Raw genomic sequence first — 24,191 nt, 5'->3', positions numbered from 1 at the left:
CCCGCGCCGTGGGCTCCCTTCGAGGCAAACGCACCACCGCCCACAGGGTCAATCGGCCTTATTGCGTACAACCCGGGCGCGGCCTCAGGCGTCCGCGAGGAGCGCTTCGTCCAGGAACTCCCGTACGTGGCCGAGAATCTGCGCCCGGTCGCTCCCCCGCAGCCCGATCGCCACGTGGATGGAGAAACCGTCGAGGAGGGCGCGCAGCCGGGACGCGAAGCGGTCGGGACGCGAAGCAGTCGGGGTCGGCGGCCCGGAACTCCCCCCTGGACATCCCCTCCGCGCGTACGAGGCCCGCTGCAGTCCCTGACGGGCGGAGTGGACTGCAGCTTCCTGCTGTCGGGGGCGGTGGGCGGGTCGGCGTACCTGGTGGCGACGGGTCGGGAACGCCGCGGGGCCGCCGCGGACAAGGAGTCCACGACGGCCCGGCGGGCAACGACCGACGCCTGACCCGGCGCGGGCGACGACCGGCGCTCAGCCCAGCTTGTGCATCCAGCCGTGCTTGTCCTGCGCCGTGCCGCGCTGGATGTCCAGGAGGGCCTGGCGAAGCCTGAGGGTGACCTCGCCGGGCTCGCCGCCCGACTGCTTCCACTCGGCGGTGGCGCGCTTGACCGTGCCGACCGGGGTGATGACCGCGGCGGTGCCGCAGGCGAAGACCTCGGTGAGGGTGCCGTTCTCGGCGTCGCGCTGCCACTGGTCGATGGAGATGCGGCCCTCCTCGGACTCGTAGCCGAGGTCGCGGGCGACGGAGAGGAGGCTGTCGCGGGTGACGCCCTCGAGGATGGAGCCGGTGAGGGCGGGGGTCACGATCACCGGCTTTTCGTTGGATGCGGCGCCGTACACGAAGTACAGGTTCATGCCGCCGAGTTCCTCGACCCACGTGTGCTCGACCGCGTCGAGGTAGCAGACCTGGTCGCAGCCCTTGGTGGCCGCTTCGGCCTGGGCGAGGAGGGAGGCCGCGTAGTTGCCGCCCGTCTTCGCGTCGCCCATGCCGCCGGGGACGGCGCGGACGCGGTCCTCGGAGAGCCAGATGGAGACCGGCTTGACGCCGCCCGGGAAGTACGCGCCCGCGGGGGACGCGATGACGAGGAACAGGTACTCGTTGGCGGGCTTCACACCGAGGCCGACCTCGGTCGCGATCATGAACGGACGCAGGTAGAGGGACTCCTCGCCGCCGTGCGCCGGGACCCAGGCCTGGTCCTGGCGCACCAGCGCGTCGCACGCCTCGATGAACGTCTCGACCGGCAGCTCGGGCATGCCGAGGCGGCGGGCCGAGGACTGGAAGCGCTTCGCGTTCTTCTCGGGGCGGAAGCTGGCGACGGAACCGTCGGGCTGACGGTAGGCCTTGAGTCCCTCGAAGATCTCCTGCGCGTAGTGCAGGACCATGGTCGCCGGGTCGAGGGAGAGCGGCGCGTACGGGACGAGCTGGCCGTCGTGCCAGCCGCGGCCCTCCGTCCACTTGACGGTCACCATGTGGTCGGTGAAGTGGCGGCCGAACCCGGGGTCGGCCAGGATCGCCTCGCGCTCCGCGTCGGAGAGTGGCGAGGCCGAGGGCTTGAGCTCGATCGTGGGCGTCGTCATGAGTGGTTGTCCTTCACCGGTCGGATAGTGACGGGCCGCGCTCACGCCCGTACTGCCAGTGGCCAGTGCTAGGACGTCCGAGCATTCCCTCAATCCGCGGCTCCGCGTTCGATTATCGCGCGACGGAGGCCGTGGACGAAAACAGCGTGAATGCGACCCAGAGGATGATGGTGGCACCCGGCGGGGACATGCGAAAGCCGCCGGGTGTTGAGTGACCCGGCGGCTTCGTGAAGATCTCCCTGAGGAGACCAGGCAGCGCGGCGGGTCAGCCGGCTACTCGTACGGCGAGCGCGTCGCCGATCTCCGAGGTGCTGCGGGCGGGCTTGCCGGTGCGCTCCGCGAGGTCGGCGGAGACGGCGTCCTCGATGCGGGTCGCCTCGGCCTCGTAGCCGAGGTGGCGCAGCAGGAGGGCGACGGACAGGACCGTGGCGCTGGGGTCGGCCTTGCCCTGACCGGCGATGTCCGGGGCCGAGCCGTGGACGGGCTCGAACATGGACGGGAACTCGCCGGAGGGGTTGATGTTCCCGCTCGCGGCGACGCCGATGCCGCCGGAGACGGCCGCGGCGAGGTCGGTGATGATGTCGCCGAAGAGGTTGTCCGTGACGATCACGTCGAAGCGCTCGGGCTGCGTGACCAGGTAGATGGTCGCCGCGTCCACGTGCATGTACTCGGTGGTGACCTCGGGGAACTCCTCGGCCACCTTGTTGAAGATGTTGGTCCACAGGTGACCCGCGAAGGTCAGCACGTTGTTCTTGTGGATCAGCGCGAGCTTCTTGCGCGGGCGGGCCTGGGCGCGGGCGAAGGCGTCCCGGACCACGCGCTCGACACCGAAGGCCGTGTTCACGGAGACCTCGGTGGCGACCTCGTGCGGGGTGCCCTTCCTGATGGTGCCGCCGTTGCCGGTGTACGGACCCTCGGTGCCCTCGCGGACCACGACGAAGTCGATCTGCGGCTCGCCGGCCAGCGGGGTGGCGACACCCGGCAGCAGCTTCGAGGGGCGCAGGTTGACGTGGTGGTCGAAGAGGAAGCGGAGCTTGAGCAGGAAGCCGCGCTCCAGGACACCGGACGGGACCGACGGGTCACCGATCGCGCCGAGCAGGATGGCGTCGTGCTGCTTGAGGGCCTCGGCGTCCGCGTCGGTGAGGGTCTCACCGGTGGCGTGGTAGCGCTTGGCGCCGAAGTCGTACTCCTTGGTCTCCAGCTTCACATCCTGCGGGAGGACGGCGGAGAGGACCTTCAGGCCTTCGGCCACGACTTCCTGCCCGATGCCGTCACCGGGGATCACTGCGAGATTGAGGCTGCGAGACATGTCGGCACCGTACCCCTGGTCCCACGGGATGACACGGGCCGTCCGCGATACGGACACCCACACGGGGGACGGCCTCAGCCCTTCGGTTGCCGTTCACCCGTATGTGGGGCGGGTGTTGGGCTGCGCTGGGAAGTTCACCTGCATGGAGACACCGGACTTCGGCATTCCCCCGCGGCTCGCGCGCCGGATGAGCATGGCCGAACAGCACGAGTACCTGCGGACCAGGCTGTCGCGGCGCCGCACGCTGGTGACGGCGGGCGCGGTGGCGGGCGGGCTGCTGACCGGATGTTCGGGCGGTGGATCGCCGAATGCGACGGCGTCGGCGTCGGCGTCGGCGTCGGCAACCGCCTCGTCCCGCGGCAAGGTCCACGGCTCGGTCCTCGCCCCCTTCGGCCGCCATCTCGCCTTCGGCGCCGACCCCAAGACGCAGATGCGGATCTCATGGCAGGTGCCGCTCGCGGTGCGAAGGCCGTACGTCCGGATCGGCACCCGTCCCGAGGATCTGAGCCGCAGGATCGGGGCCGAGGTGCGCGACCTGCACACGCCGGGCATGGCCGGCGTACGGTCGGCGCTCGACCAGTACTACCTGCACGCGGCCCTGGACGGCCTGCGCCCCGGCACGACGTACTACTACGGCGTCGGCCACGAGGGCTTCGACCCGGCGTCGCCCGAGCGCCGGAAGACCATCGGCACCTTCCGCACGGCCCCGGCGAGCCCGGAGCGGTTCGTGTTCACCGCGTTCGGCGACCAGGGCGTCAGCAAGGCCGCGGCCGCCAACGACCACGTGCTGCTGCGGCAGGACCCCGCCTTCCATCTCCACGCGGGCGACATCTGCTACGCCGACGTCAACGGCCGGGGCGAGAAGTCGGACGGCTACGACCCCGCCTTCTGGGACCTGTTCCTCAAGCAGAACGAGCTGGTCACGAAGTCCGTGCCGTGGATGGTGACGACCGGCAACCACGACATGGAGGCCTGGTACTCGCCGGACGGCTACGGCGGCCAGCTGGCCCGCTGGTCCCTCCCGGACAGCGGCTTCGACCCGCGCAAGGCACCGGGCGTGTACGCGTTCACGTACGGCAACGTCGGCTTCGTGGCGCTGGACGCGAACGACGTGTCGTACGAGATCCCCGCCAACTTCGGGTACACGGACGGGAAGCAGACGGCGTGGCTGGACCGGAAGCTGGGTGAGCTGCGGGCAGACACCTCGGTGGACTTCGTCGTCGTCTTCTTCCACCACTGCGCGTACTCCACCTCCTCGCACGCCTCCGACGGCGGAGTCCGCGACGCGTGGCTGCCGCTGTTCGCCAAGCACCAGGTGGATCTGGTGATCAACGGGCACAACCACGTCTACGAGCGCACCGACGCGATCAGGGGCGGCCAGGTCGGGGGGCCGGTCCCGATCGGCGCGTCCACGGACCCCACGCGGGACGGGACCGTGTACGTCACGGCGGGCGGCGGCGGCAAGGATCTGTACGGCTTCCCGACGGGCGTGAAGGAGAGCTACGAGGGGCACGTCAGCGAGCGCGAGTCCGTCGAGACCTTCCAGTGGACCAAGTCGAAGCAGTCCGAGGAGGAGATCGTGGAGTGGTCGCGGGTGCGCTACCGGGGCTTCTCCTTCCTCTCGGTGGAGGCGGAGAGCGGGGCGCGGCCGCGGCTGACGGTGTCGGCGCTGGCGCAGAGCGGGGAACGCATCGACCATTTCGAGGTGCGGCGCGGCGGTTGAGACCGCGCCGCACCTCGTGCGGGTGCGGCTCCCGGCTTATGGGTTCCCGGTAAGGGGTTGTTTTCGGGGCAGCGGCTCAGTGGCCGGTCGAGCCGCCGTTGTCGCGGCGGTCGAGGGCGCGCTGGAGGGCGGCTGCGGCGTTCTTGCGGTCGGACTCGCTCGTACGGGAGATACGACGGACTCGGCGGCGGGCGGTCGTCTCGGCCATGGGAAATCGACTCCTTCGAGTTCCTGGAATGCACGACTGGAGTGCACAAAAGGGATGCGAGACGCCGGAAGAGGCGGGGAGCGGTGCCGCAGGGGTTGCCTGCTCGGGGCCCGGCTCACGACCGCCATTCGCTTGATCGAGCGAGACGTTCGGCTCCTACAAAACTAAGGGAGGAGCGCGCGTCTGTCTCCACAATTACTCGGACTTCCTACTATCTGAGACGGTGCAGTGGCTCACACCGCCCTGACCTGTGGCTTCGCGTCCGCTCGCAGCTCCCTGACGAGGGCCCGCACGGCCGCCGTCGCGGCGAGCTCCGGGGTCGTGACATAGCCGACCCGACGCGTGGGCCGCTCGGGTCCCAGGTCGGTGATCGCGGTGGTGGGCGGGGCTCCGGTGAGGGAGAGCCCGGGCATGATCGCCATGCCGAGACCGCTGCCCACCATGGACAGCACCGCTCCGTCGTCCTCGGCGCGGACGGTCGCGGTGGGGATCCAGTCCTGCGCGGCCCACCACTGCCGGGTGTAGGAGGAGCAGTTCTCCTGCCAGTCGACCAAGGGCAGCGAGCGCGGGCGCGGGTGTCCGGCCGGGTGCACGAGCGCGTACGGCTCCTCGAGGAGTACGTCGCCGACCAGCTCCGGCGGGATCGGTGAGCTGGTGCCGATGGTGGCGATCCCGAGGTCGGCACGCCCGTCGGCCACCTCGCCCGCGGTGCCGGGGCCGACCTCCCGTACGACGGTCACGGTCGCCTCGATTCCGGGGTGGCGGGCGGCCAGCCGTTCCAGCACGGGCGGCAGCAGGTACAGGGCCGCGCTGCGGAAGGCGGCGATGCGCAGCGGCCCGCCGATCTCGCCGATCTCGCCGATCTTGCCGTCCCGGGCGGCCTCTCGGGTCTCGGTGACCAGCACCTCCAGCATCCGCAGGATCCGGCGCGCATGGGCGGCGGCCCGCTCGCCGGCCGCGGTGGGCCGGGCGCCGTACCGCCCGCGCTCGAACAGCACGACTCCCACCTTGCGTTCGATGCCGCGCACCGCGTGCGAGACGGCGGACTGGGTGGTCCCGAGCCGGACGGCGGCCGCCGAGAAACCTCTCTCGTCGGCCACCGCCACCAGGGTCCGCAACTCCTGCGGCGCGAGATCGACTGGGCTCACGAAGGGTCCCCCACCTGCTGCTATGAGGACGGCTCATGGATCCGCCCGTTCCATGAGCCCAACCCTCTGCCCGCCGCCCGCATTCCTCCCTACGGTCCCTGCCATGACCCACACCGCGATCACCGTGCACCAGACCGCCCGCCCGACCGGCTTCCCCACCCCCGACCACTTCCGCTTCGTCGAGTCCCCCGTGCCGGACCCGGCCCCCGGCACGGCGTTGGCCGAGAACCTCTACTGGTCGGTGGACCCGTATCACCGCGAAATGATGGACGGCGACTTCGCGTTGAACGCCCCGCTGGAGGGCCGCACCCTCGGCCGGATCGTCGCCTCGCGCGAACCGGCCCTGCCCGAGGGCGAGATCGTCTTCCACCGCCAGGGCTGGCGCACGCACTCCGTCGTACGCCCGGCAGAGGTCAGACGCCTGCCCCTGTACGAAGGCGTGCCGCTCTCCGCCTACTTGAGCGTCCTCGGCGGTACGGGCCTCACCGCCTACGTCGGCCTCACCCGTATCGCCCGGCTGCGCGAGGGCGACGACCTGTTCGTCTCCGCGGCCGCGGGCGGGGTCGGCACGGCGACCGGACGCTTCGCCCGGCTGCTCGGCGCGGGCCGGCTGATCGGCAGCGCGGGGTCTGCGGAGAAGGTGAGCCACCTGAAGGAGCGGGTCGGTTACGACGAGGCCTTCGACTACCACACGGGCCCCGTCGCCGACCTGCTCGCCAAGGCGGCCCCCGACGGCATCGACGTGTTCGTCGACAGCGTCGGCGGCGAGCACCTCGGCGCCGCGATCGGAGCACTGCGGGAGCGCGGGCGGGTGGTGCGGATCGGCACGGTCGGGCAGTACAACGCTCCGGGCATGACGGCAGCCCTGTTCAACCACGCGGACCTCGTGGAGAAGAGCCTGCGGCTGGAGGGCTTCCTGGTGCGGGACCACGCCGACGTGCAGGAGGAGCTGTACGAGTTCGCCGTACCGCATCTGCTCAGCGGGGCCCTCGCGCTCGACGAGACGGTGGTGGACGGGTTCGGGCGGATCGTGGAGGCGTTCCGACTGATGCTGCGCGGCGGGAACACCGGGAAGATCCTGGTGCGCGCGGAGGCGGGCTGACGGCGGGGGCGGACGGGGCCCGCGGCGCCACGACGGACAGGAGCGGCCGTATCCGCCGCCCCGGTCCACGCGACGCGGCGGCACGTCCGGGAGGGAGCTCCGAATGACCACGGAACAGCCCCGCACCGAGGTGACGACCCAGCACCGCTTCGGGGGACCTGAGGTCCTGACGGTCGAGGACCGGCCGCGTCCCGTGCCCGCGGCCGGCGAGGTGCTGGTCCGGGTGCGCGCGGCGGGCGTCGGCCCGGAGGACCGGCTGGCCCGCTCGGGGGCGGCCCGGTGTACGGGGAGCCGCCGTTCACGCTGGGCAGGGACGTCTCCGGCGTGGTGGAAGGGGTCGGTGCGGAGGTCGTCGGGTTCCGCCCCGGCGACGAGGTGTCCGGTCCGGTCGACGGCGGCGGTCACGCCCTCCATGTCACGGCGCCGGCCGGCCACTTCGCGGTGAAGCCCGCCCCGCTGGACCACGTCCGCGCCGCCGCGCCGACGGCGACACGCGGCGGTCCAGCTCGCCAAGGCGCAGGGCGCGTACGTCATCGGCACCGCCCGCGCCGACGATCACGTCTTCCTGCGCGACCTCGGCGCCGACGAACTCGTCGACGACAGCACCTCCGACTTCACCACCGCCGTCCACGACATCGAGGTCGCCCTCGACCTGGCCGGCGGCGCCCACGGCCCGCGCACTCTGGGCACCCCGGTGACCGCCTCTCGGAAGCCGTCCGGGGCTCAGAGCACGCTCGTGACCGCCTCCCGGAAGCCCTCCGGGTCCTCCACCCACGGCAGGTGCCCGGCGTCCCGCAGCACCACCCGCCGTCCCCGCGGCAACGCCCGCTCCAGGGAGTCCACGGCCGAGCGGGGCCGGATGTCCTCGGCGCCGTCGACGATGAGCACGGGCAGATCGAGGGCCTCGCAGGCGGCGTACAGCTCGGGGGTGCCCCAGGCGCGCCTCGTCTCGTCGTTCAGGGCCTTGTTGCACTCGGTGTTGATCCCGAACCAGGGGTCGGCCATGCGTCCGGCGTGCTCCGACGCCCGCTCGCGGTCCTCGAACTCGATCGACCACTGCAGGACCGCCCGCTCGCGGTCCCCGTCCGGCAACTCCCGCCAACGGGCGAGCCGTTCGGGGACCTCCCCGAGGCGGGCGAGGAAGTTCGTCCCAGCGATGGCGAAGAGTCTGCCCGCTCCGGAACCGGCGAGGGGCCGGGCAAGTACCCGGCCCCTCTCATGTTCTGACCGCCCGTCAACCCATGTGCGGGTACGTGTAGTCGGTCGGCGGGACCAGGGTCTCCTTGATGGCGCGGGTCAGCGTCCAGCGCATCAGGTTCTGGGGGGCGCCCGCCTTGTCGTTCGTGCCGGAGGAGCGGCCGCCGCCGAAGGGCTGCTGGCCGACGACGGCGCCGGTCGACTTGTCGTTGATGTAGAAGTTGCCGGCCGCGTAGCGCAGCTTGTCCATCGTGTACGCGGCGGCGGCGCGGTCGCCCGAGATGACCGAGCCGGTCAGCGCGTAGTCGGACACCGACTCCATCTGGGTCAGCATCTCGTCGAACCCGTCGTCCTCGTAGACGTGGACGGCGAGGATCGGGCCGAAGTACTCGGTGGTGAAGACCTCGTTCTCCGGGTCCGCGCACTCGATGACGGTCGGCCGGACGAAGTAGCCGGTCGAGTCGTCGTACGAGCCGCCCGCGACGATCGTGCAGGCGGGGTCCGCCTTCGCGCGGTCGATGGCCGCCTTGTTCTTGGCGAACGCGCGCTCGTCGATGACCGCGCCGACGAAGTTGGACAGGTCGGTGACGTCACCCATGGTGATGTAGTCGACCTCGGCGGCGAACTCCTCGCGGAAACCGTTGTTCCAGATCGACGCCGGGATGTACGCCCGGGAGGTCGCCGAACACTTCTGGCCCTGGTACTCGAAGGCACCGCGGGTCAGGGCGGTCTTGAGGATCGCGGGGTCGGCGCTCGGGTGGGCGACGACGAAGTCCTTGCCGCCGGTCTCGCCGACCAGGCGCGGGTAGGAGCGGTACTTCTCGATGTTGGCGCCGACCGTCTTCCACAGGTACTGGAAGGTCTTGGTGGAGCCGGTGAAGTGGATGCCGGCGAGGTCGCGGTGTTCCAGGGCGACCTTGGAGACCTCGATGCCGTCGCCGGTGACGAGGTTGATGACGCCCTTGGGCAGACCGGCCTCCTCAAGGATCTGCATGAGGAGCACGGCGGCGTGCGTCTGGGTCGGGCTCGGCTTCCACACCACCACGTTGCCCATGAGCGCGGGCGCGGTCGGCAGGTTGCCCGCGATCGCCGTGAAGTTGAACGGCGTGATCGCGTAGACGAAGCCTTCCAGCGGGCGGTGGTCGAGGCGGTTCCAGACGCCCGGGGAGTTGGCCGGGGGCTGCTCGGCGAGCAGGTCACGGGCGTACTTGACGTTGAAGCGCCAGAAGTCGACCAGCTCGCAGGGGGTGTCGATCTCGGCCTGCTGGGCGGTCTTCGACTGGCCCAGCATGGTCGAGGCGGCCAGCGTCTCGCGCCAGGGCCCGGCCAGCAGCTCGGCGGCGCGCAGGATGATCGCGGCGCGGTCGTCGAAGGACATCGCACGCCAGGCGGGCGCGGCGGCGAGGGCCGCGTCGACGGCGTCCTGGGCGTCCTGCTGGGTGGCGTTGCCGTACGTCCCGAGGACGGCCTTGTGGTTGTGCGGCTGCACGACGTCGAACCGCTCGCCGCCGCCGAGCCGCTTCTCGCCGCCGATGGTGCACGGCAGGTCGACCGGGTTCTCGGCCAGCTCCTTCAGCTTGGCCTCCAGCCGGGCACGTTCGGGCGAGCCGGGGGCGTAGCCGTGCACCGGCTCGTTGACGGGGGTGGGGACCTGGGTCACAGCGTCCATGAGCTACCTCTTCCGAGTGAATCCCTGGCTTCAACCGGGGGGAGCCGAAGCCGTGTGCGTATGTTGGGCGGCGGTCAGGGCTTGACCGTCACGAGCCCGCTGCGGCGAGCTAGTGAGAAGCCCCCACGGGGGCGGAGTCACGAGTTCCGTAACTCCTTTCCGGAACCGGGTCGGCTCAGCCGACCGATGGGCGGTAGCTGCCGTCACCCAGGATGCACCCGGGTCCCGACAGCTACCGCTCACCCTTTGCTGATCATCGAGCGGGCGAAGAAGCGCAGGTTGGCCGGCTTCTCCGCGAGGCGCCGCATGAAGTAGCCGTACCAGTCGGTGCCGTAGGCGGTGTAGACGCGCATCCGATGGCCCTCGGCGGCGAGCCGCAGATGCTCGTCGCTCCGGATGCCGTACAGCATCTGGAACTCGTACTCGTCGAGCTTGCGGCCGGACTGCCGGGCGAGTTCCTGGGCGATGGAGATGAGGCGCGGGTCGTGGGAGCCGATCATCGGGTACCCCTCGCCCGCCATCAGGACCTTCAGGATCCGGACGTACGCCTTGTCGATCTCGTGTTTCTGCTGGTAGGCGGCCTCGGCGGGCTCCTTGTAGGCACCCTTGACCAGTCGCACGCGGCTGCCGCTGTCGGCGAGGCGGCGGGCGTCGGCCTCGGTGCGGAAGAGGTAGGCCTGGATGACGCAGCCGGTCTGCGGGAAGTCCTTCCGCAGCTCCTCGTGGATCGCGAACATCGAGTCGAGGGTGGTGTGGTCCTCCGCGTCCAGTGTGACCGTGGTCCCGATGGCGGCCGCGGCCTCGACGACGGGCCGGACGTTGGCGAGAGCCAGCTCGTGCCCGCCCGCGAGCGCCTGCCCGAACATCGACAGCTTGACGGACATCTCCGCGCGGGTGCCCAGCTCCAGCTGCTTCAGCCGGTCGACCAGCTCCAGGTACGCGTCCCGCGCGGCGGCGGCCTGCCCGGGCGTGGTGATGTCCTCGCCGACGACGTCCATCGTCAGCTCCAGCCCTCTGTCGGTCAGCTCCCGGACGATCGGCACGATCTCGTCGACGGTCTCACCCGGGATGAAGCGGTCCACGACCTGCCTGGTCACCGGGGCCGCCGAGATCAGCCGTCGTATCCGGTCGCTGCGCGACGCGGCGAGAATCACGGGACCCAGCACGGGGCACCTCCACACAGGAGCAGCGGATGGCCGGAACCCGGTCATTCGGGTACGGCACGGAGAACCACCGTGAAACCTAAGGATCCCTCCGATCGTCGGCCATCGACAGCTGTCACGCATCCGTGCCGAAGATCTCAGACAGATGTATGAAGGGAGCGCGAAATGCGGGAGAATGCCCGGGTGACGACGTCGGAGTACAAGGACCACAAGGGCGACTACCAGGAACTGGTCGACGAGATCTCGGAGCTCCTCGGCGCACCGGCGACGCTGGAGAACCGTGACTTCGAGCTGATCGCCTTCGGGGCGTACGACAGCGAGGGCGAGCTGGACGCCTCCGCCCTGGACCCGGTGCGCACCCGCTCGATCCTGACCCGGCGCTCCACGGCCGCGGTCCGCACCTGGTTCGAGGGCTTCGGCATCACCCGGGCGACCTCCCCGGTCCGCATTCCGCCCGCTCCGGAGGCGGGGGTGTACCGCGGACGGATCTGTCTCCCCGTACGCCATCGCGGTGTCGTCCTCGGCTACGTCTGGCTGCTGGACGACGACCCCGGGCCGACCGATCGGCAACTGACCGCCGCCATGGAGGTGACGACCCGGATCGGCGCCCTGCTCGCGGACGAGGCGCAGCACGGGGCGGACCTCTCGCGGGAACTCCGTGCGGTGCTCACCGCCGAGCGCGACTGGCAGCGCGACATGGCGGTCGCCGAACTCCGCACCGCCCTCGGCCCCCGCGCCGACACCCTCCACACGGTGATCTGCGTGACCCCCTGGCCCTCCGCCGACCCGGACGACGCCCCCTCCGTCCGTACGGTCCCGGGCGCGACGGCCCTGTGCACGCTGCCCTGGGGGACGACGGCCACGGCGCTGGCCCTGCTGGTACGGCTGCGCTCGGCGGACGTGATGACACCGGCGACGTCGGCGGCGGGACGGTTGCTGGAGCGGGCGCGGGGCACCGGCGCCGCCGCCGGCATCGCGGCGGCCCGCGCCGGACTGGTGGACCTGGGCGTCGCCTGGCGGGAGGCCGCGGCCGCCGCCCGCGCGGCCCTCGCGGAACCCCACCTCGGCCCGATCGCCGAGTGGTCGTCCATCGGCCCGTACCGCCTCCTGACGTCCCTCCCCCCGGAAACGGCCCACGACCCCGCCGTACGCGCCCTCCTCTCCCCCACCCACCACGAACTGGCCCGCACGGCCGAGGTCTACCTCGACTGCGCGGGCCAGGCGGGCCGCACGGCGGCGGAGCTGGGGATCCATCGCCAGACGCTGTATTACCGGTTGTCGCGGGTGGAGCAGTTGACGGGGTTGGATCTGGATGACGGGGAGGATCGGTTGTTGCTGCACATGGCGTTGAAGGGGGCGCGGCTGTAGCTCTGCGGACGTGGGCTCAACCGATCTCTGAAGTCTCCGACGTCGTCGTTCGGGTCGGCGTTCGGGCCGTTGTTCACGTCGTCGCCGTCCTCCTCCAGCACCCGGACGCCCAGCCCCGACAAGGGAACGGTACGGACAACGCCCGCCGCGTCATCGGGGATCTTCAAGACCGCCTCCCGCAGACCGGTCTCAGTAGGCCGGAAGACGACGTCGATCCGGCAGGACTGCTCTGGGCGGAGCTGTGTGCCGGAGCAACCGTCGTCGGTGATCACGAAATCCTGGAACGCTGTGCCCTCACGCTCCGCCGTCCCGACGCTCAGTGCGGCTGTTCCCGTGCTGGTCAGGGTGAGCGTGCTGGGGGCGCTGTCAATATCGATCACGGTGTCGAGGAACGCCAAGGTGAGTGGGCTGTTCTCCGCCGCAAGGACCGTCGGCTCGTCGGGCGACGACACCGTCGGCGTCTCCGGCGTCTCCGGCGTCTCCGGCGTCTCCGGGGTCTCCGGGGTCTCCGGGGTCTCTGGGGTGGCTGTGGGGCTCGACGGCTCTGAACTGGGGGGTGTGACCGGAGGGGTGACCATGACGACGGGTTCGCGGGACATCGCCTGCACTGCCGCCACCATCGCCACCCCACCCACGATGGTGAGCAAGGCAGCCAGGAACACCCGCGCCCGGGTCCGCGACCCGCGTCGGTCACGCGAGGCAACCGAGTCAGGCGGCGGCCCGTAGTTCTGTACGGACTGCACCAGCCCCAGGTGGGCGCGACTCAGCTCCGCCCCCACCCGATCCCCCAGCCGCGACCGCAGCTCCTCCGCCCGTTGCAGCAGGTCCCGCGCCTCCTCGAGACGGTCCTCGCAGTACGCCAGGGTGCCCTTCTGGTGGGCGAAAAGGGCTTCCGCTGTTGCGTCCCCCACCTGCCGCGCCGCGTCGATGCCCTGTCCGAGAACGTCCCGCCACTCCTTCCAGCGGCCCAGCACGAAGAGCACCGGCTCCACCAGCCGGATCAGCCGCACCACCACCTCGAACTGTGCCCGTTCGGACGCGAATCCGAGCAGACTCAGCGCCGCCTCCAGTGCCTCCAGGGCATGAGGTCCGGAGGGGTCGGCGAGCCAGTCGGCGAGGCCGCGCACCGCTCCGGCGTAGTCGATCTGGCCGAGGAGTTGTTGCTGATGGCTCTCCTTCCGGCACACCGGGATGCCGAACCGGTCGTCCGGGTGCTCGGCCAGTCCGTCCCGGTGCAGTTCGTCCAGGTACTGGAGGACGAACGCGATGTCTCCGACCCCCGACACCAGCGCAGCCGGAAGCAGCGCGCCGCCGAAGAGGGTCAGGACGGTCAGCGCCCGCCGTTTGACGCCGTCGAGCCTGCGCAGGGAGAGCCGGTCGAGCGCCTCCGGACCGGCCGCCGCGGCTTCCTCCGCGAGCCGCGACGCGGTGAACTCCCCGGACCGTACGAGCGCCGCGGCCTGCTTGATGTGCAGCGGCCGGCCGTCCAGAGCCGCCAACAGCCGCCGCACATCCGGAACTTCGCTCGCTCCGAGCCCTCGGCCCAGCGACCGCGCGTACAGGTCGAGCGCCGCGTCCGGCGGCAGCCCGTGCAGCATCCGGGAACCGCCGAGCCCGGTCAACACGGGCCGTGTCGAGCCGATGACCAGCCCGCAGCCCTGGAGCGACGCCGCAAGCTGGTTCGGGATGGGTGAGCCGGGCGGCACATCGTCCAGCACCATGAGGGCGCGGCAGCCGCGGATGATCGCCTCGCACTCCGCACGGGTCGGCTTCACCGGCTCCGGGGACGAGTAGAGCCGGTCGACGACCATCTGCAGCACGTCGTCCAACGGCGCGGATCCCACCCGTACATACACGGAAGGCGCCCGCACGGCACCCGAGGCCAGATAGCGAAGCAGTGTGGTCTTGCCGAACCCGCACGGGGCGTGGAACTCCACGGGCCGCCCCGCGAGGATGTCGCGCCGCGCGGCCGCGACCACCGCCTCCCGCCCCGGAAGGGGCGGGCAGGCGACGGTCCTGGACCAGAGCGGGCGCGTCTGTGCGCGTACCTGGGCCCGCAGGTGCAACTCGACCGGCTCCAGACGCACCCCGTGCGCCGCGGTCAGGACGATCCGCCAGGTCCCGGACAGTACGGTGTTCATCAGCTGAACATCCGCCAGTCGTAGACCAGTTCGTACTTGCCGCCGTGTCCCCTGAACGTGACGACACGTTCGGGACTGTCGGCGCGGCCCGCCCAACGGCTGGTCCGGGACTGGACGGTGGTCTCGACGGTGACCGGCTGGAAGATGTCGTCCTGCCAGATCGCCTTGAGGGTGTCGAAAATCCTCGTGACCACGGCGATGACGACTTTGCGGATCAACTCGTCGATCGGGACGGGCAGCACCGCGCCGACGGCCTCCCCCACAGCCTCGGCGACCGCGTCCCGCACCTTGACGTACAGCCTGTTCACGAAATCGGAGAAGCCGCCGTGGTCCAGCTCGGCCAGCACGAGCGTCACGAAGTAGGTCTTCGGGAACCTCACCGGACCCTCGGTGAGGCTGAACCGGACCAGGCGCCGCGGCGGTGTGTACGTCTGGACGCCGCCGGTCTTGAAGCTGCGCACCTTGAAGGTGGGGAACTTCTCCACGTCTCCGCTCTCGTCGACGGCGGTGCCGCCGAGCCCGATCTCGTCCTTGAAGAGCTCACTGGTGTCATCCAGGCACTTCACCCGGTGCAGCCGCAGTTCCAGCTGCCGCAGCGGGACGGCCGCCGCGGCAGCGCGCTCCGCTTCCGCGCTCTCCGCCATGGATGCCTTGGCGACGGACCCCGCCTTCCGCAGCTCGTCCGCCGGGAACCGGAGCCTCGCGGGGAAGGGCAACTTCTTGACCTGTGCCTCGACCGTGGTCGTGGAACGCAGATCGACCTTGGCCAGGTCGTCCAGCTTCTTCGCGCGGCCGGGCGCGTTCCTCAGATCGGTCACGACACGGTCCGCCGCCTTCTTCCGCGTCCCCTCGGGCAGCGCCTTGAAGCGGCTCGCCATCAGGTGCTCCATCGCGGTACTGCCGGCCGGCATCGGGTACTTGGCGGGCTCGTTGTGGTGGGCCGCGACCTTCTCCGCGGCCAGCTGGAACTCCCGTACCACCCGTTCGGCCACGGCGAGCACCTTGGCGTTGTCGATCCCGGTGGCGACGGAATCGGTGTTGTCGGTCATCTGCGTCTCGTCTCCTCGGTGGTGAGCTGTCTGCTCATCTCCAAGGGCGTGCATCGGGGCGGCACATCGTTCCTCCCGACGGCACACTTCGCGAAAGCCGGCGGCACACCTGTCCGGGATGCGGAAACGCCGATTCAGAACCGCCGATTCAGAACCGCCAGGCGATACGGGTCGCGGGGTCGGGCGCGTAACAGCAGTACGTGCCCGTCCGCACGCTGCGCTCCAGATGGCGGCCCAGGACGGGGTCCTCGCGGGTGATCCGCCGTATCGCCGACTTGAGTGCCTTGGTGACGTTGAGCCGGGCCCGCTCGGTCGCCGACGCGGCCCTGCGGTCGCGGCCGCCGAGGCCGACCGCTGCCGCCAACTGCTCGGTCAGTGCGTCGATTTCGCACCGTGCTCGTTCGGCCCGTCCGGCGTCGCTCCACCGCTCGGCCTCTTCCAGGTCATCGGCGAGTTCACCCAGCCGGTGCCGGTACTGCGCCTTGGCCTGTGCGTCGAGGACCGGCCCCGCGTCGCCGAGGACCGCCTCCGGGTCGGCGCCGGCGAGGTCGAGGGCGAGAAGCTCTCGGTCGGGCTCGCGAAGGAGCCGGCTCAGGTAACCGACGCCGAGCGTGTCCTTGAGGTGGAAGACATGACCGCCGTGGGTGACGGCCCAGTACTCGCCCTCTTTGCCAAGGGTGGCGGCCTCCGCCGGAGGCTCGGCCGACTCGGCCGCCTCGACGGCCTGTTCATCGTCGTAGGGCCGAGGGGCAGGCAGCCGGAGTTCTTCGGCGACCGCACGGGCCGCCGTATCCATCGACCACGCCCTGCCGCATTCCCACGCCGCGTCGAACGACCTGGCACCGAGCACGGCGCGGCCCTTGGCAGCGGCGGCCGACACGAATTCGGCGAGGAAGGGCAGCAACGCCACGCCTGCCGCTTCGCGAAGCGCCTCGGCCGCGCCCAGCAGAGCGGCTCCCCGTTCCCGGTTGCCACGGCCCACGGCGATCTGACCGGTGAGGCAGAACACCTCGGCCAGCCCCCACCGTGCCTTCAGCCCCCAGAACCGCCGGAGCGCCTCCGCGACCTTGGCGTCGGTGCCCTCTCCTCCCCCCATCGTCCAGGTGGCCATCGCGTGGGTGAGACAGGCCCATGCGAGACTCTCGGGTTCGCCCGTCTGCCGCAGGGCCGTGTACGCGGCTTCCGCCAGCATGCGGGCCGGCTCGTAGTCGTGGCGCGCGAGCTGCGCGGTCGTGAGGAATTGGTACGACCAGCCCACCAGCCACAGATCCGCCGACTCCCGCGCAACGACCAGAGACTGCTCCAGACGTTCGACCGCCCGGTCGAGCTCGTCGGCGCAGACCGCGGCGAAGCCCAGGTATTGAAGTGCGTAGGCCAGTCCCCGTAAGTCACCGACCCGGCGAGAGAGCTCCACCGCCTCGGCGCAGGCGCTGGTGGCGCGCGGGAGGTCGCCCTGGATGACCGCGAGGGTGGCCAGGCCGTTCAGCGCACGTACCCGGCCTTCGGGGGACGTCACGGCGTCCGCCGACAACGCCCGGTCCAGCCAGACGTGTCCTTCGGCGTAGTGGCCGCGCAGGTCCCAGAAGGGCGCGAGCGCACCGGCCAGGCGGACGGCGCCTTCGAAGTCCCGGGTGGTGAGGAGCCGGTCGAGGGCCGCCCGGAGGTTGGAGTGTTCGGCCTCCAGCCGGTCGAGGCAGTCCGGCTGGTCCGGCCCCCGGTACCGGTCCCACGCCTGTTCGGCCAGGTCCAGGAAATGCGCGGCATGGCGGGCGCGCAGCGGCTCGGCCCCCTCCCCGTCGCCCAGCCGCTCCAGGCCGTATGCGCGCAGGGTCTCCAGGAGCCGGTAGCGGGGCGCTCCATGCCCCGGGACGACGGTCACCAGGGACTTGTCGACCAGCCTGGGCAGCAGGTCCGCGATGTCCCCCGGGCCGTCCGGGCCACCGGCGACGGCCTCGGCGGACTCCTCGCCGAAGCTGCCCGCGAACACGGCGAGCCGGTCGAACAGCTCGCGCTCCGGGGTGGAGAGCATCCGGTAGCTCCACTCGACCACGCCCCGCAGGGTGCGGTGGTGCGGCAGGGCGTCCCGGCTCTCCACCGCCAGCAGTCCGAACCGGTTGTCGAGACGCCGGCTGATCTGTTCCACTCCCAGGGAGTTGACCCGGGCCGCGGCGAGTTCGATGGCCAGCGGAAGTCCGTCGAGTCGGCGGCAGATGTCGGCGACCGCCGCGGCGTTCGACGCGGTGAGACGGAATCCGGGGTCGGCGGCGGTGGCCCGGTCGAGGAACAGCCGTACGGCGTCGAAGCCTTGGGCGGTGCCGGCCTCCCCGACCCCGTCGGGCGGCGCGGACAGCCCCGCCACCGGCCAGAGGGTCTCGCCGGTGACCCCGAGGCGTTCCCTGCTGGTGATCAGTACACGCAGGCCTCGGCAACCGGCCAGCAGGTCCTGGACCAGTTGGGCCACCGGATCGAGGAGATGTTCACAGCTGTCCAGGAAGATCAGCATGTCGCAGTCGCGGAGCCGCTCGGTGAGAACGGCGCTCTGGGCCCGTCCGCCCTGCTCGGGAACATCGAGGACCCCGGCGACGGTGTGCGCGACGAGGACGGGATCGGCGAGCCCCGCCAACTCGACCAGCCATACGCCGTCCTGATGGTGTTCCGTCCGCCGGGCGGCCACTTCCAGGGCGAGTCGGCTCTTGCCCGCTCCCCCTGCTCCGGTCAGCGTCACGAGTCTGGCCTGTTCCAGGCTGGCGCCGATCTCCCCGAGTTCCTGGCGGCGGCCCACGAAGGTCGTCAAAGGTGCGGGCAGGTTGTCGGTTCTCCGGAAAGCCGCCATGTCGGACGCTCCAGCTGGGAGCGCGGTGCCGTGCCCCCCTGCGGAGCATAGGGGCGGCCTCCGACCGCAGCAATGGAGAGGGGCCGCACTGGGAGGGAGGGGGCAGTCGTTGAAAGTGAGAGAGAGGTCTGGTTGAAAGTGAGACAGATTATTGAAAACGATTGTCATCGTGCTACGGTCGGCGCACTCCCCTTGACCACCCCTTTACCCGGAGGGCTCCGTGCGCCTGCCCGCCCACCGCCTGCTCCCCGCCACCGCCCTCACGGCCGCCACCGCCCTGCTCACCGGCTGCTTCGCCGGTGCGGAGTCGGCCACGGGAGACGCCGGGGGTGGCAAGCGCATACGTGTCGCGATGATGCAGCCCCCGCGCTCCGGGCTGTCGCCGCTGTCCGACGACGCCTTCAAGCTGTCGCGCTGGTCGACGGCCGAGACGCTCGTGAAGCTGGACGAGGAGGGGGACGCCGAGCCCGCGCTGGCGACCAAGTGGACTCAGTCGGGGAAGAGTTGGACCTTCACCGTGAGAGATGGGGTCACCTTCCACGACGGTACGGAGCTCACCGCCGAGGATGTCGTCCGCTCGCTCACCGAGGCCGCCGGCGCCTCCCCCAAGCCCCGCATCCTCGACGGCGTCGAGCTGACGGCGAAGGCCGGGGGCAAGGACACGGTCGTCGTCACCACCGGCGACGAGGACCCCCTCGTCCCGCAGCGGCTCAGCTCCCCGCAGCTGTCGATCCTCGCGGCGAAGGCGTACGAGGGGAAGACGGTCAGCCCCGTCGGCGCCGGCACCGGCCCCTTCGAGCTGACCAAGGTCAACGGCACCTCCTCGGCCACCCTCGACCGCTACGACGCCTACTGGGGCGGCAAGGCCAAGTCCCCCGGCATCGACGTACGGTTCGTGCCGGACGGCACCGCTCGCGCCGCCGCCCTGCGCAGCGGCGAGGCCGACATCGTCGAGGCGGTGCCCGTGTCGCAGGCCGCGCTGCTGGACGAGGACCTGATCACCGAGGTCCCGATGCCGCGCACCAACACGCTGTACCTGAACACCGAGAAGGGCGTCTTCAAGGACGCCTCGCTGCGCGCCGCCGCCCGTGCGGCGATCGACGCCGAGTCGATCGTGAAGGGCGTGTACGAGGGGCGCGCCGACGTCGCCGAGGGGCTGCTGGGACCCGCGCTGCCGTGGGCGGCCGGCCTGCGCACGCCGGTGTCCCACGCCAAGGCGGGCAACCCGTCCGGGAAGTCCCTCACCATCGGCACCTTCACCGACCGCGCCGAGCTCCCCGAGGTCGCGGCCATCCTCCAGCAGCAGCTCCAGAAGGCCGGCTTCAAGGTGAAGCTGGACGTCCGCGAGTACGCCAACATCGAATCCGACGCGCTGGCGGGCGAGTTCGACGCGTTCATCCTCTCGCGCGCCACCATCCTGGACTCCGGCGACCCGGCCGCCTACCTCTACAGCGACTTCGCCTCCGACGGCTCCTTCAACCTCTCCCAGCTCGCGGACCCGACCGTGGACAAGGCCCTGACGAAGGCGGGCGGCACCCAGGCCGGCGAGGCTCGCCGCAAGGCCGTCATCGAAGCCGAGGGCGCCGTGCTCGCCACCGACGCGGCCCTGCCGATGCTGCACGAGCGGGTGATCCAGGGCGACGCCGCCGGGGTCACGGGCGCCGCCCACGACCCCCGTGAGCGGGAGCTGATCACGGCGGACACGTACGTCAAGTGAAGCTCCGCACACGAGCGGCCGGGGCGACCCGGGCCCTCTGCCTCCTCGCCGTCCTGACCACCGTCGGCCTGCTGCCCTGGCTCTCCGGCCGGGACCCCGCCCTGGCGGTCCTGCGCGCCCGCTCCGCCGAGCAGGAGCCGACCGAGGAGGCCCTGGACTCCGTACGACAGGATCTCGGGCTCGACGCGGGCCCCCTGTCGCTGCTGCGGAACTGGGCCTCGGACCTGCTGCACGGGGACCTCGGCACGTCCTGGGTGTCCGGTACCGACGTCCTGCCGTCCGTCACCGCCGGGCTTCAGGTGTCGCTCGGGCTGATGGGCGCGGCCTTCGCGGTCGCGGTGCTGCTGGCGTGTGCGCTGGTCGCGCCCGTGCTGGTGCGCGGGCGCGGGTCGGCGGGGGCGTGGGCCGCGATGGCGGCGGCGTTGCCGGAGTTCCTACTGGCCACCCTCGCGTTGCTGGTGTGCGGGGTGTGGCTGGGGTGGCTGCCGACGTCCGGCTGGCAGGGACCCGAGTACATGGTGCTGCCCGCGCTCGCCCTCGGCGTCCCGGCGGGCGGCCTGCTCGGCCGGCTGGTCGCGGACGCGCTGCCGGCCGTGCTGGACGAGCGGTGGGTGGAGCTGTGGCGGGGCGCCGGAGTCGGCCGGCGCACCATCTCGGCGGCCGCACTCAAGCGCGTACTCCCGCCGCTGGTACCGCAGTTCGGGATGGTGGCCGTAGGACTGACGGGTGGGGCGGTCGCCGTCGAGACCGTGTTCGCGGTGCCCGGCATCGGCCGTACGGCGCTCGGCGCGGCCAAGTCGCAGGATCTTCCGCTGCTCCAGGGCTCGGTCCTCTCGCTGCTGCTGCTCGGCCTGGTCGCGGGCGCGGCGGCGGCTCTCGTACGGCGTCGGCTGCTGGGCCCGGCTCTGCGTGACGCCGGGCTGTCGCTGCCGCCGGTGCGGCCGGTCCGTACCCACCCGGTGATCCCGTTGACACTGCTCACAGTGCTGACCGTGACCATCGGCTGGGGCCTGCTGCGCGACCCGTACACCGTGGACACGGCCGCCCGCCTGGCCGCGCCCTCCTGGTCGCACCCGCTCGGCACCGACGGCCTCGGCCGCGACGTTCTCGCCCGGCTCGGGCACGGCGCGGCCCCGACCGTCGGCACCGCGGCGGCCGTATGCCTGCTCAGCCTGCTGGTCGCGCTGGCCCTCGGCTTCCTGCCGGGCGTCGCGGCCGGCGCGGCGGACATCGCGAACGCGCTGCCCCCGGTGATCGTCGGCATCCTGGTCGCCGCGGCGGCCGGGCCCGGCACCGGCGGGGCGGCCCTCGCGGTCGCGCTGATCTCCTGGCCGCCCCTGGCCGCGCACGCGGCGGCGCTGGTGCAGGAAGTCCGGGCGTCCTCCTTCCTCACCGCCCAACGGGCCATCGGCGCCTCCCCGTCGTGGATCCTCACCCGGCACGTCCTGCCGTCGGTGGCCGCGCCCGTCGCCCGGCACGCCCTCCTCCGGCTGCCCGGCATCGCCCTCGCCCTGGCCTCCCTCGGCTTCCTGGGCCTCGGCGCACAGCCGCCGGCCCCCGAGTGGGGCCTGCTCCTCGACGAGTCCCGCGCCTACGTGGAACGCGCCCCGTGGGCGGCCCTCGCCCCGGCGGTGGCACTGGCCCTGCTGGCGGGGCTGGCGGTGTCGGGCGCGGCGTACGCGCAGGGCCGTCGGAACATCGGGCGGGGCACGAAGAAGCGCGTCACAAAGCGCGTCACGAAGCGCGTCACGAAGGAGAAGGAGGCCCTCGTTGAGGTCTGAGGCACTGCTCTCGGTACGCGATCTCCGCATCGCCTTCGACGGCGTCGAGGCCGTCCGCGGCCTGTCCTTCGACGTCCGCCCGCGCGAAGTCCTCGCCGTGGTCGGCGAATCGGGCGCGGGGAAGTCCCTCACGGCCCGCGCCCTCCTCGGCATGCTCCCCCCGGGCGCGACGGCCGGCGGGACCGTCCGGCTCCTGGGCGAGACCGACCTCGCCGCCCAGCGCGGCCGCCGTATCGCCCTCGTCCCGCAGGACGCCCTCTCCGCCCTCTCCCCCGTGCACCGGGTGGGCGACCAACTCGCCGCCGCCGTACGGTCGGTGGCCCGCGTCTCCCGGAGGGAAGCCCGGGCCCGGGCGGTGGCCGCGCTCGACCGCGTCGGCATCCCGGACGCCACTCGCAAGGCCCGCGCCTATCCGCACGAGTTCTCCGGCGGCATGCGGCAGCGCGCGGTGATCGCGATGGCGACCATCAACGAACCGGACGTCCTCGTCGCCGACGAACCGACCACCGCGCTGGACGAGGAGCGCCGCGACCAGGTGCTCCGGGTGCTCGGCGAGCAGCGCGAGGCGGTCGGGGCGGCGCTCGTCCTGGTCACCCACGACCTGGACGTCGTGCGACGGCACGCGGACCGCGCGCTGGTGATGTACGCCGGGCGCCTGACCGAACTCGGCCCGGCGGACGAGGTGTTGACCCGGCCCCTGGCTCCCTACACGGCGGGCCTCCTGGCCTCGCTCCCCGAGCATGCGCGCGGCCGCCGTCTGCCCACGCTCCCCGGCACCCCGCCCGCCCCAGGCGCCCTGCCCGCGGGCTGCGCCTTCGCGCCGCGCTGCCCGCTCGCCGCGGAAGCCTGCCACCACGAGGAGCCGGAGCCGGTCCCGGTGGACGAGCGGCTGGTCGCCTGCCACCGATGGGCACAAGTCCCGGACCTCGCCGTCGAGTTGTTCATGGAGAAACCGCATGCCTCGTCTTCTTGAGGTCCGCGACCTCGTCGTCCGCTACGGACCGGTCACGGCGGTGGACCGGGTCTCCTTCTCCCTGGAGGCCGGCGAGACCCTCGCCCTCAACGGCCCCTCCGGCTGCGGCAAGTCCTCCACGGCGCTGGCGGTACTGCAACTGCGACGCCCGGACGGCGGCGAAGTCGGCTTCGAAGGCCGGGAGTTGACCACCCTGACCGAACGCGAGCTGCGCCCCCTCCGCCCACGCATGCAGCCCGTCTTCCAGGATCCGTACGGCTCCCTCAGCCCCCGCCACCGCATCCGTGACGCCGTCGCGGAACCGCTGAAGGTCCAGGGCCGCTGGAACGCGGAGACCGGCCCCGCCCGCGTGGCCGAACTCCTCGACCGGGTCGGCCTCGACCCGTCGTACGGCGACCGCCACCCGCACGAACTCTCCGGCGGCCAGTGCCAGCGCGCCGGCATCGCCCGCGCGCTCGCCTCCGAGCCGCGCCTGCTGGTCCTCGACGAACCGGTGTCGGCCCTCGACCCGTCCGTGCGGGCCGGCGTGCTGAACCTGCTCGCCGACCTCCAGGACGAGCTGGGGCTCGGCTACCTGTTCATCTGCCACGACCGGGCGGTCGTACGGCACTTCGCGGACCGGGTCATCGAGATGCGGGACGGGCGGATCAGCTCTTCACAGCTCCGGCGATCACCTGGCGCAGCCCCTCGGTGAGTTGCTCCGCGCCGGGTGCGGTCTCGGGGTCGAAGCTCCACTGCGCGATGAGGCCGGTCATCAGGGTCACGTAGAACAGACCGAGCGTGTCCGCCGTCTCGTCGGAGACGTCCTCCTCGCGCCCGCCCATGAGCAGCGGGATGAGCCCGCGCCCGGCCTCGCGCTGGGCGCGCGCCAGGTGATCGCGCACCTCGGGCATCTGGTCGCCCATGACCACGACCTCCATGCTGAGGTGCCAGATGGAACCCGGCTTCCGCATGGTGCCGACGATGTTCGACCACACCTCCTGGAACCGTTCGAGAGAGCCGGGCTCGGCGCTCAGGCCGGCCCCGCCCCCCTCGAAGGCATCGCCCATGTCCTCGACGATCGCCACGTAGGCCTGCGCGAGCAGCGCGTCCTTCGATCCGTAGTGGTAGCCGATGGACGCCAGGTTCGTCCCCGACTCCTTGACGATGTCGCGTGCCGTCGTGCGGGCGAATCCCTTCTGCAGGAGGCAGCGCTTGGCGCCTTCGAGCAGATCCTCACGGTGTCCCAT

19 protein-coding genes and 1 pseudogene are annotated in these 24,191 nt (G+C 71.6%); 7 read left to right on the top strand and 13 right to left on the bottom strand.

Annotation, left to right across the window (positions count from 1 at the left end; translation table 11 throughout):
- Positions 1-84: 84 nt before the first annotated feature.
- The 3 genes and pseudogenes from QFZ76_RS35335 to QFZ76_RS35325 all read right to left on the bottom strand — a co-directional run.
- Positions 85-283 (bottom strand): annotated as a pseudogene (locus QFZ76_RS35335) (TetR family transcriptional regulator C-terminal domain-containing protein); the annotation flags it as partial.
- 191 nt (positions 284-474) lie between these two features.
- The gene (locus QFZ76_RS35330; RefSeq protein ID WP_307677497.1) at positions 475-1,581 is read right to left on the bottom strand and encodes a branched-chain amino acid aminotransferase; all 1,107 of its coding nucleotides are present in this window, start codon (positions 1,579-1,581) and stop codon (positions 475-477) included.
- Positions 1,582-1,846: 265 nt separating this feature from the next.
- Entirely contained in the window at positions 1,847-2,890 is a 1,044-nt protein-coding gene (locus QFZ76_RS35325) for a 3-isopropylmalate dehydrogenase (RefSeq protein WP_307677496.1), read from the bottom strand.
- Positions 2,891-3,032: 142 nt separating this feature from the next.
- On the opposite strand from QFZ76_RS35325, the gene QFZ76_RS35320 reads away from it, so the two are divergent.
- Positions 3,033-4,613, top strand: coding sequence for a metallophosphoesterase family protein (locus QFZ76_RS35320; protein WP_307677495.1), 1,581 nt, complete (start codon positions 3,033-3,035; stop codon positions 4,611-4,613).
- A gap of 76 nt (positions 4,614-4,689) precedes the next feature.
- Here the strand turns inward: QFZ76_RS35320 and QFZ76_RS35315 are convergent, their stop codons facing one another.
- The gene (locus QFZ76_RS35315) at positions 4,690-4,821 is read right to left on the bottom strand and encodes a hypothetical protein (RefSeq protein WP_107091473.1); all 132 of its coding nucleotides are present in this window, start codon (positions 4,819-4,821) and stop codon (positions 4,690-4,692) included.
- A 233-nt stretch (positions 4,822-5,054) separates the two neighbouring features.
- Positions 5,055-5,969 (bottom strand): LysR family transcriptional regulator, encoded by a 915-nt coding sequence (locus QFZ76_RS35310; RefSeq protein WP_307677494.1) that lies wholly within the window; start codon positions 5,967-5,969, stop codon positions 5,055-5,057.
- A gap of 103 nt (positions 5,970-6,072) precedes the next feature.
- Here QFZ76_RS35310 and QFZ76_RS35305 point away from each other — a divergent pair, with 103 nt between their 5' ends.
- Complete coding sequence (locus tag QFZ76_RS35305; protein ID WP_307677493.1) at positions 6,073-7,071, top strand: NADP-dependent oxidoreductase; 999 nt, start codon at positions 6,073-6,075, stop codon at positions 7,069-7,071.
- Positions 7,072-7,486: 415 nt separating this feature from the next.
- Here QFZ76_RS35305 and QFZ76_RS35300 read toward each other — a convergent pair whose 3' ends face one another.
- The 4 genes from QFZ76_RS35300 to QFZ76_RS35285 all read right to left on the bottom strand — a co-directional run bounded on the left by QFZ76_RS35300 (position 7,487) and on the right by QFZ76_RS35285 (position 11,103).
- Positions 7,487-7,741 carry a hypothetical protein gene (locus QFZ76_RS35300; protein WP_307677492.1) on the bottom strand — a complete coding sequence of 85 codons (255 nt, stop codon included), beginning with the start codon at positions 7,739-7,741 and terminating at the stop codon, positions 7,487-7,489.
- A gap of 53 nt (positions 7,742-7,794) precedes the next feature.
- Positions 7,795-8,163: an alpha/beta fold hydrolase gene (locus tag QFZ76_RS35295; RefSeq protein WP_307677491.1), complete on the bottom strand. Its 369-nt coding sequence runs from the start codon at positions 8,161-8,163 to the stop codon at positions 7,795-7,797.
- A 142-nt stretch (positions 8,164-8,305) separates the two neighbouring features.
- Positions 8,306-9,937, bottom strand: coding sequence for an L-glutamate gamma-semialdehyde dehydrogenase (gene pruA / locus QFZ76_RS35290; RefSeq protein WP_307677490.1), 1,632 nt, complete (start codon positions 9,935-9,937; stop codon positions 8,306-8,308).
- A 239-nt stretch (positions 9,938-10,176) separates the two neighbouring features.
- Entirely contained in the window at positions 10,177-11,103 is a 927-nt protein-coding gene (locus tag QFZ76_RS35285) for a proline dehydrogenase family protein (protein ID WP_307677489.1), read from the bottom strand.
- 162 nt (positions 11,104-11,265) lie between these two features.
- Between QFZ76_RS35285 and QFZ76_RS35280 the strand changes: the two genes are divergently transcribed.
- Positions 11,266-12,468 (top strand): helix-turn-helix domain-containing protein, encoded by a 1,203-nt coding sequence (locus QFZ76_RS35280; protein ID WP_307677488.1) that lies wholly within the window; start codon positions 11,266-11,268, stop codon positions 12,466-12,468.
- Here QFZ76_RS35280 and QFZ76_RS35275 read toward each other — a convergent pair.
- The 3 genes from QFZ76_RS35275 to QFZ76_RS35265 all read right to left on the bottom strand — a co-directional run bounded on the left by QFZ76_RS35275 (position 12,369) and on the right by QFZ76_RS35265 (position 18,491).
- Complete coding sequence (locus tag QFZ76_RS35275; RefSeq protein WP_307677487.1) at positions 12,369-14,609, bottom strand: hypothetical protein; 2,241 nt, start codon at positions 14,607-14,609, stop codon at positions 12,369-12,371. The two genes, QFZ76_RS35280 and QFZ76_RS35275, sit on opposite strands and share 100 nt — an antisense overlap.
- Positions 14,609-15,658, bottom strand: a complete 1,050-nt coding sequence (locus QFZ76_RS35270; RefSeq protein WP_307677486.1) for a hypothetical protein — start codon at positions 15,656-15,658, stop codon at positions 14,609-14,611. Before QFZ76_RS35270 ends, QFZ76_RS35275 begins: the two co-directional genes overlap by 1 nt.
- 148 nt (positions 15,659-15,806) lie before the next feature.
- Positions 15,807-18,491 carry a hypothetical protein gene (locus QFZ76_RS35265; protein ID WP_307677485.1) on the bottom strand — a complete coding sequence of 895 codons (2,685 nt, stop codon included), beginning with the start codon at positions 18,489-18,491 and terminating at the stop codon, positions 15,807-15,809.
- Positions 18,492-18,711: 220 nt separating this feature from the next.
- On the opposite strand from QFZ76_RS35265, the gene QFZ76_RS35260 reads away from it, so the two are divergent.
- The 4 genes from QFZ76_RS35260 to QFZ76_RS35245 are packed head-to-tail and all read left to right on the top strand — an operon-like array spanning position 18,712 to position 23,656.
- Positions 18,712-20,208: an ABC transporter substrate-binding protein gene (locus tag QFZ76_RS35260; RefSeq protein ID WP_307677484.1), complete on the top strand. Its 1,497-nt coding sequence runs from the start codon at positions 18,712-18,714 to the stop codon at positions 20,206-20,208.
- Positions 20,205-21,989: an ABC transporter permease subunit gene (locus QFZ76_RS35255; RefSeq protein WP_307677483.1), complete on the top strand. Its 1,785-nt coding sequence runs from the start codon at positions 20,205-20,207 to the stop codon at positions 21,987-21,989. Before QFZ76_RS35260 ends, QFZ76_RS35255 begins: the two co-directional genes overlap by 4 nt.
- Complete coding sequence (locus tag QFZ76_RS35250) at positions 21,979-22,962, top strand: ABC transporter ATP-binding protein (RefSeq protein WP_307677482.1); 984 nt, start codon at positions 21,979-21,981, stop codon at positions 22,960-22,962. The genes QFZ76_RS35255 and QFZ76_RS35250 overlap by 11 nt, the downstream gene beginning before the upstream one ends.
- Positions 22,946-23,656 carry a dipeptide/oligopeptide/nickel ABC transporter ATP-binding protein gene (locus QFZ76_RS35245; RefSeq protein WP_307677481.1) on the top strand — a complete coding sequence of 237 codons (711 nt, stop codon included), beginning with the start codon at positions 22,946-22,948 and terminating at the stop codon, positions 23,654-23,656. Before QFZ76_RS35250 ends, QFZ76_RS35245 begins: the two co-directional genes overlap by 17 nt.
- Here the strand turns inward: QFZ76_RS35245 and QFZ76_RS35240 are convergent.
- Positions 23,610-24,191 (bottom strand): TetR/AcrR family transcriptional regulator, encoded by a 582-nt coding sequence (locus QFZ76_RS35240; protein ID WP_307677480.1) that lies wholly within the window; start codon positions 24,189-24,191, stop codon positions 23,610-23,612. The genes QFZ76_RS35245 and QFZ76_RS35240 overlap by 47 nt on opposite strands.

Origin of the sequence: Streptomyces sp. V4I2, assembly GCF_030817655.1 — a bacterium.
GTDB classification, from domain to species: Bacteria; Actinomycetota; Actinomycetes; order Streptomycetales; family Streptomycetaceae; genus Streptomyces; species Streptomyces plumbiresistens.
This window is presented reverse-complemented; position numbering and strand designations above follow the sequence as displayed.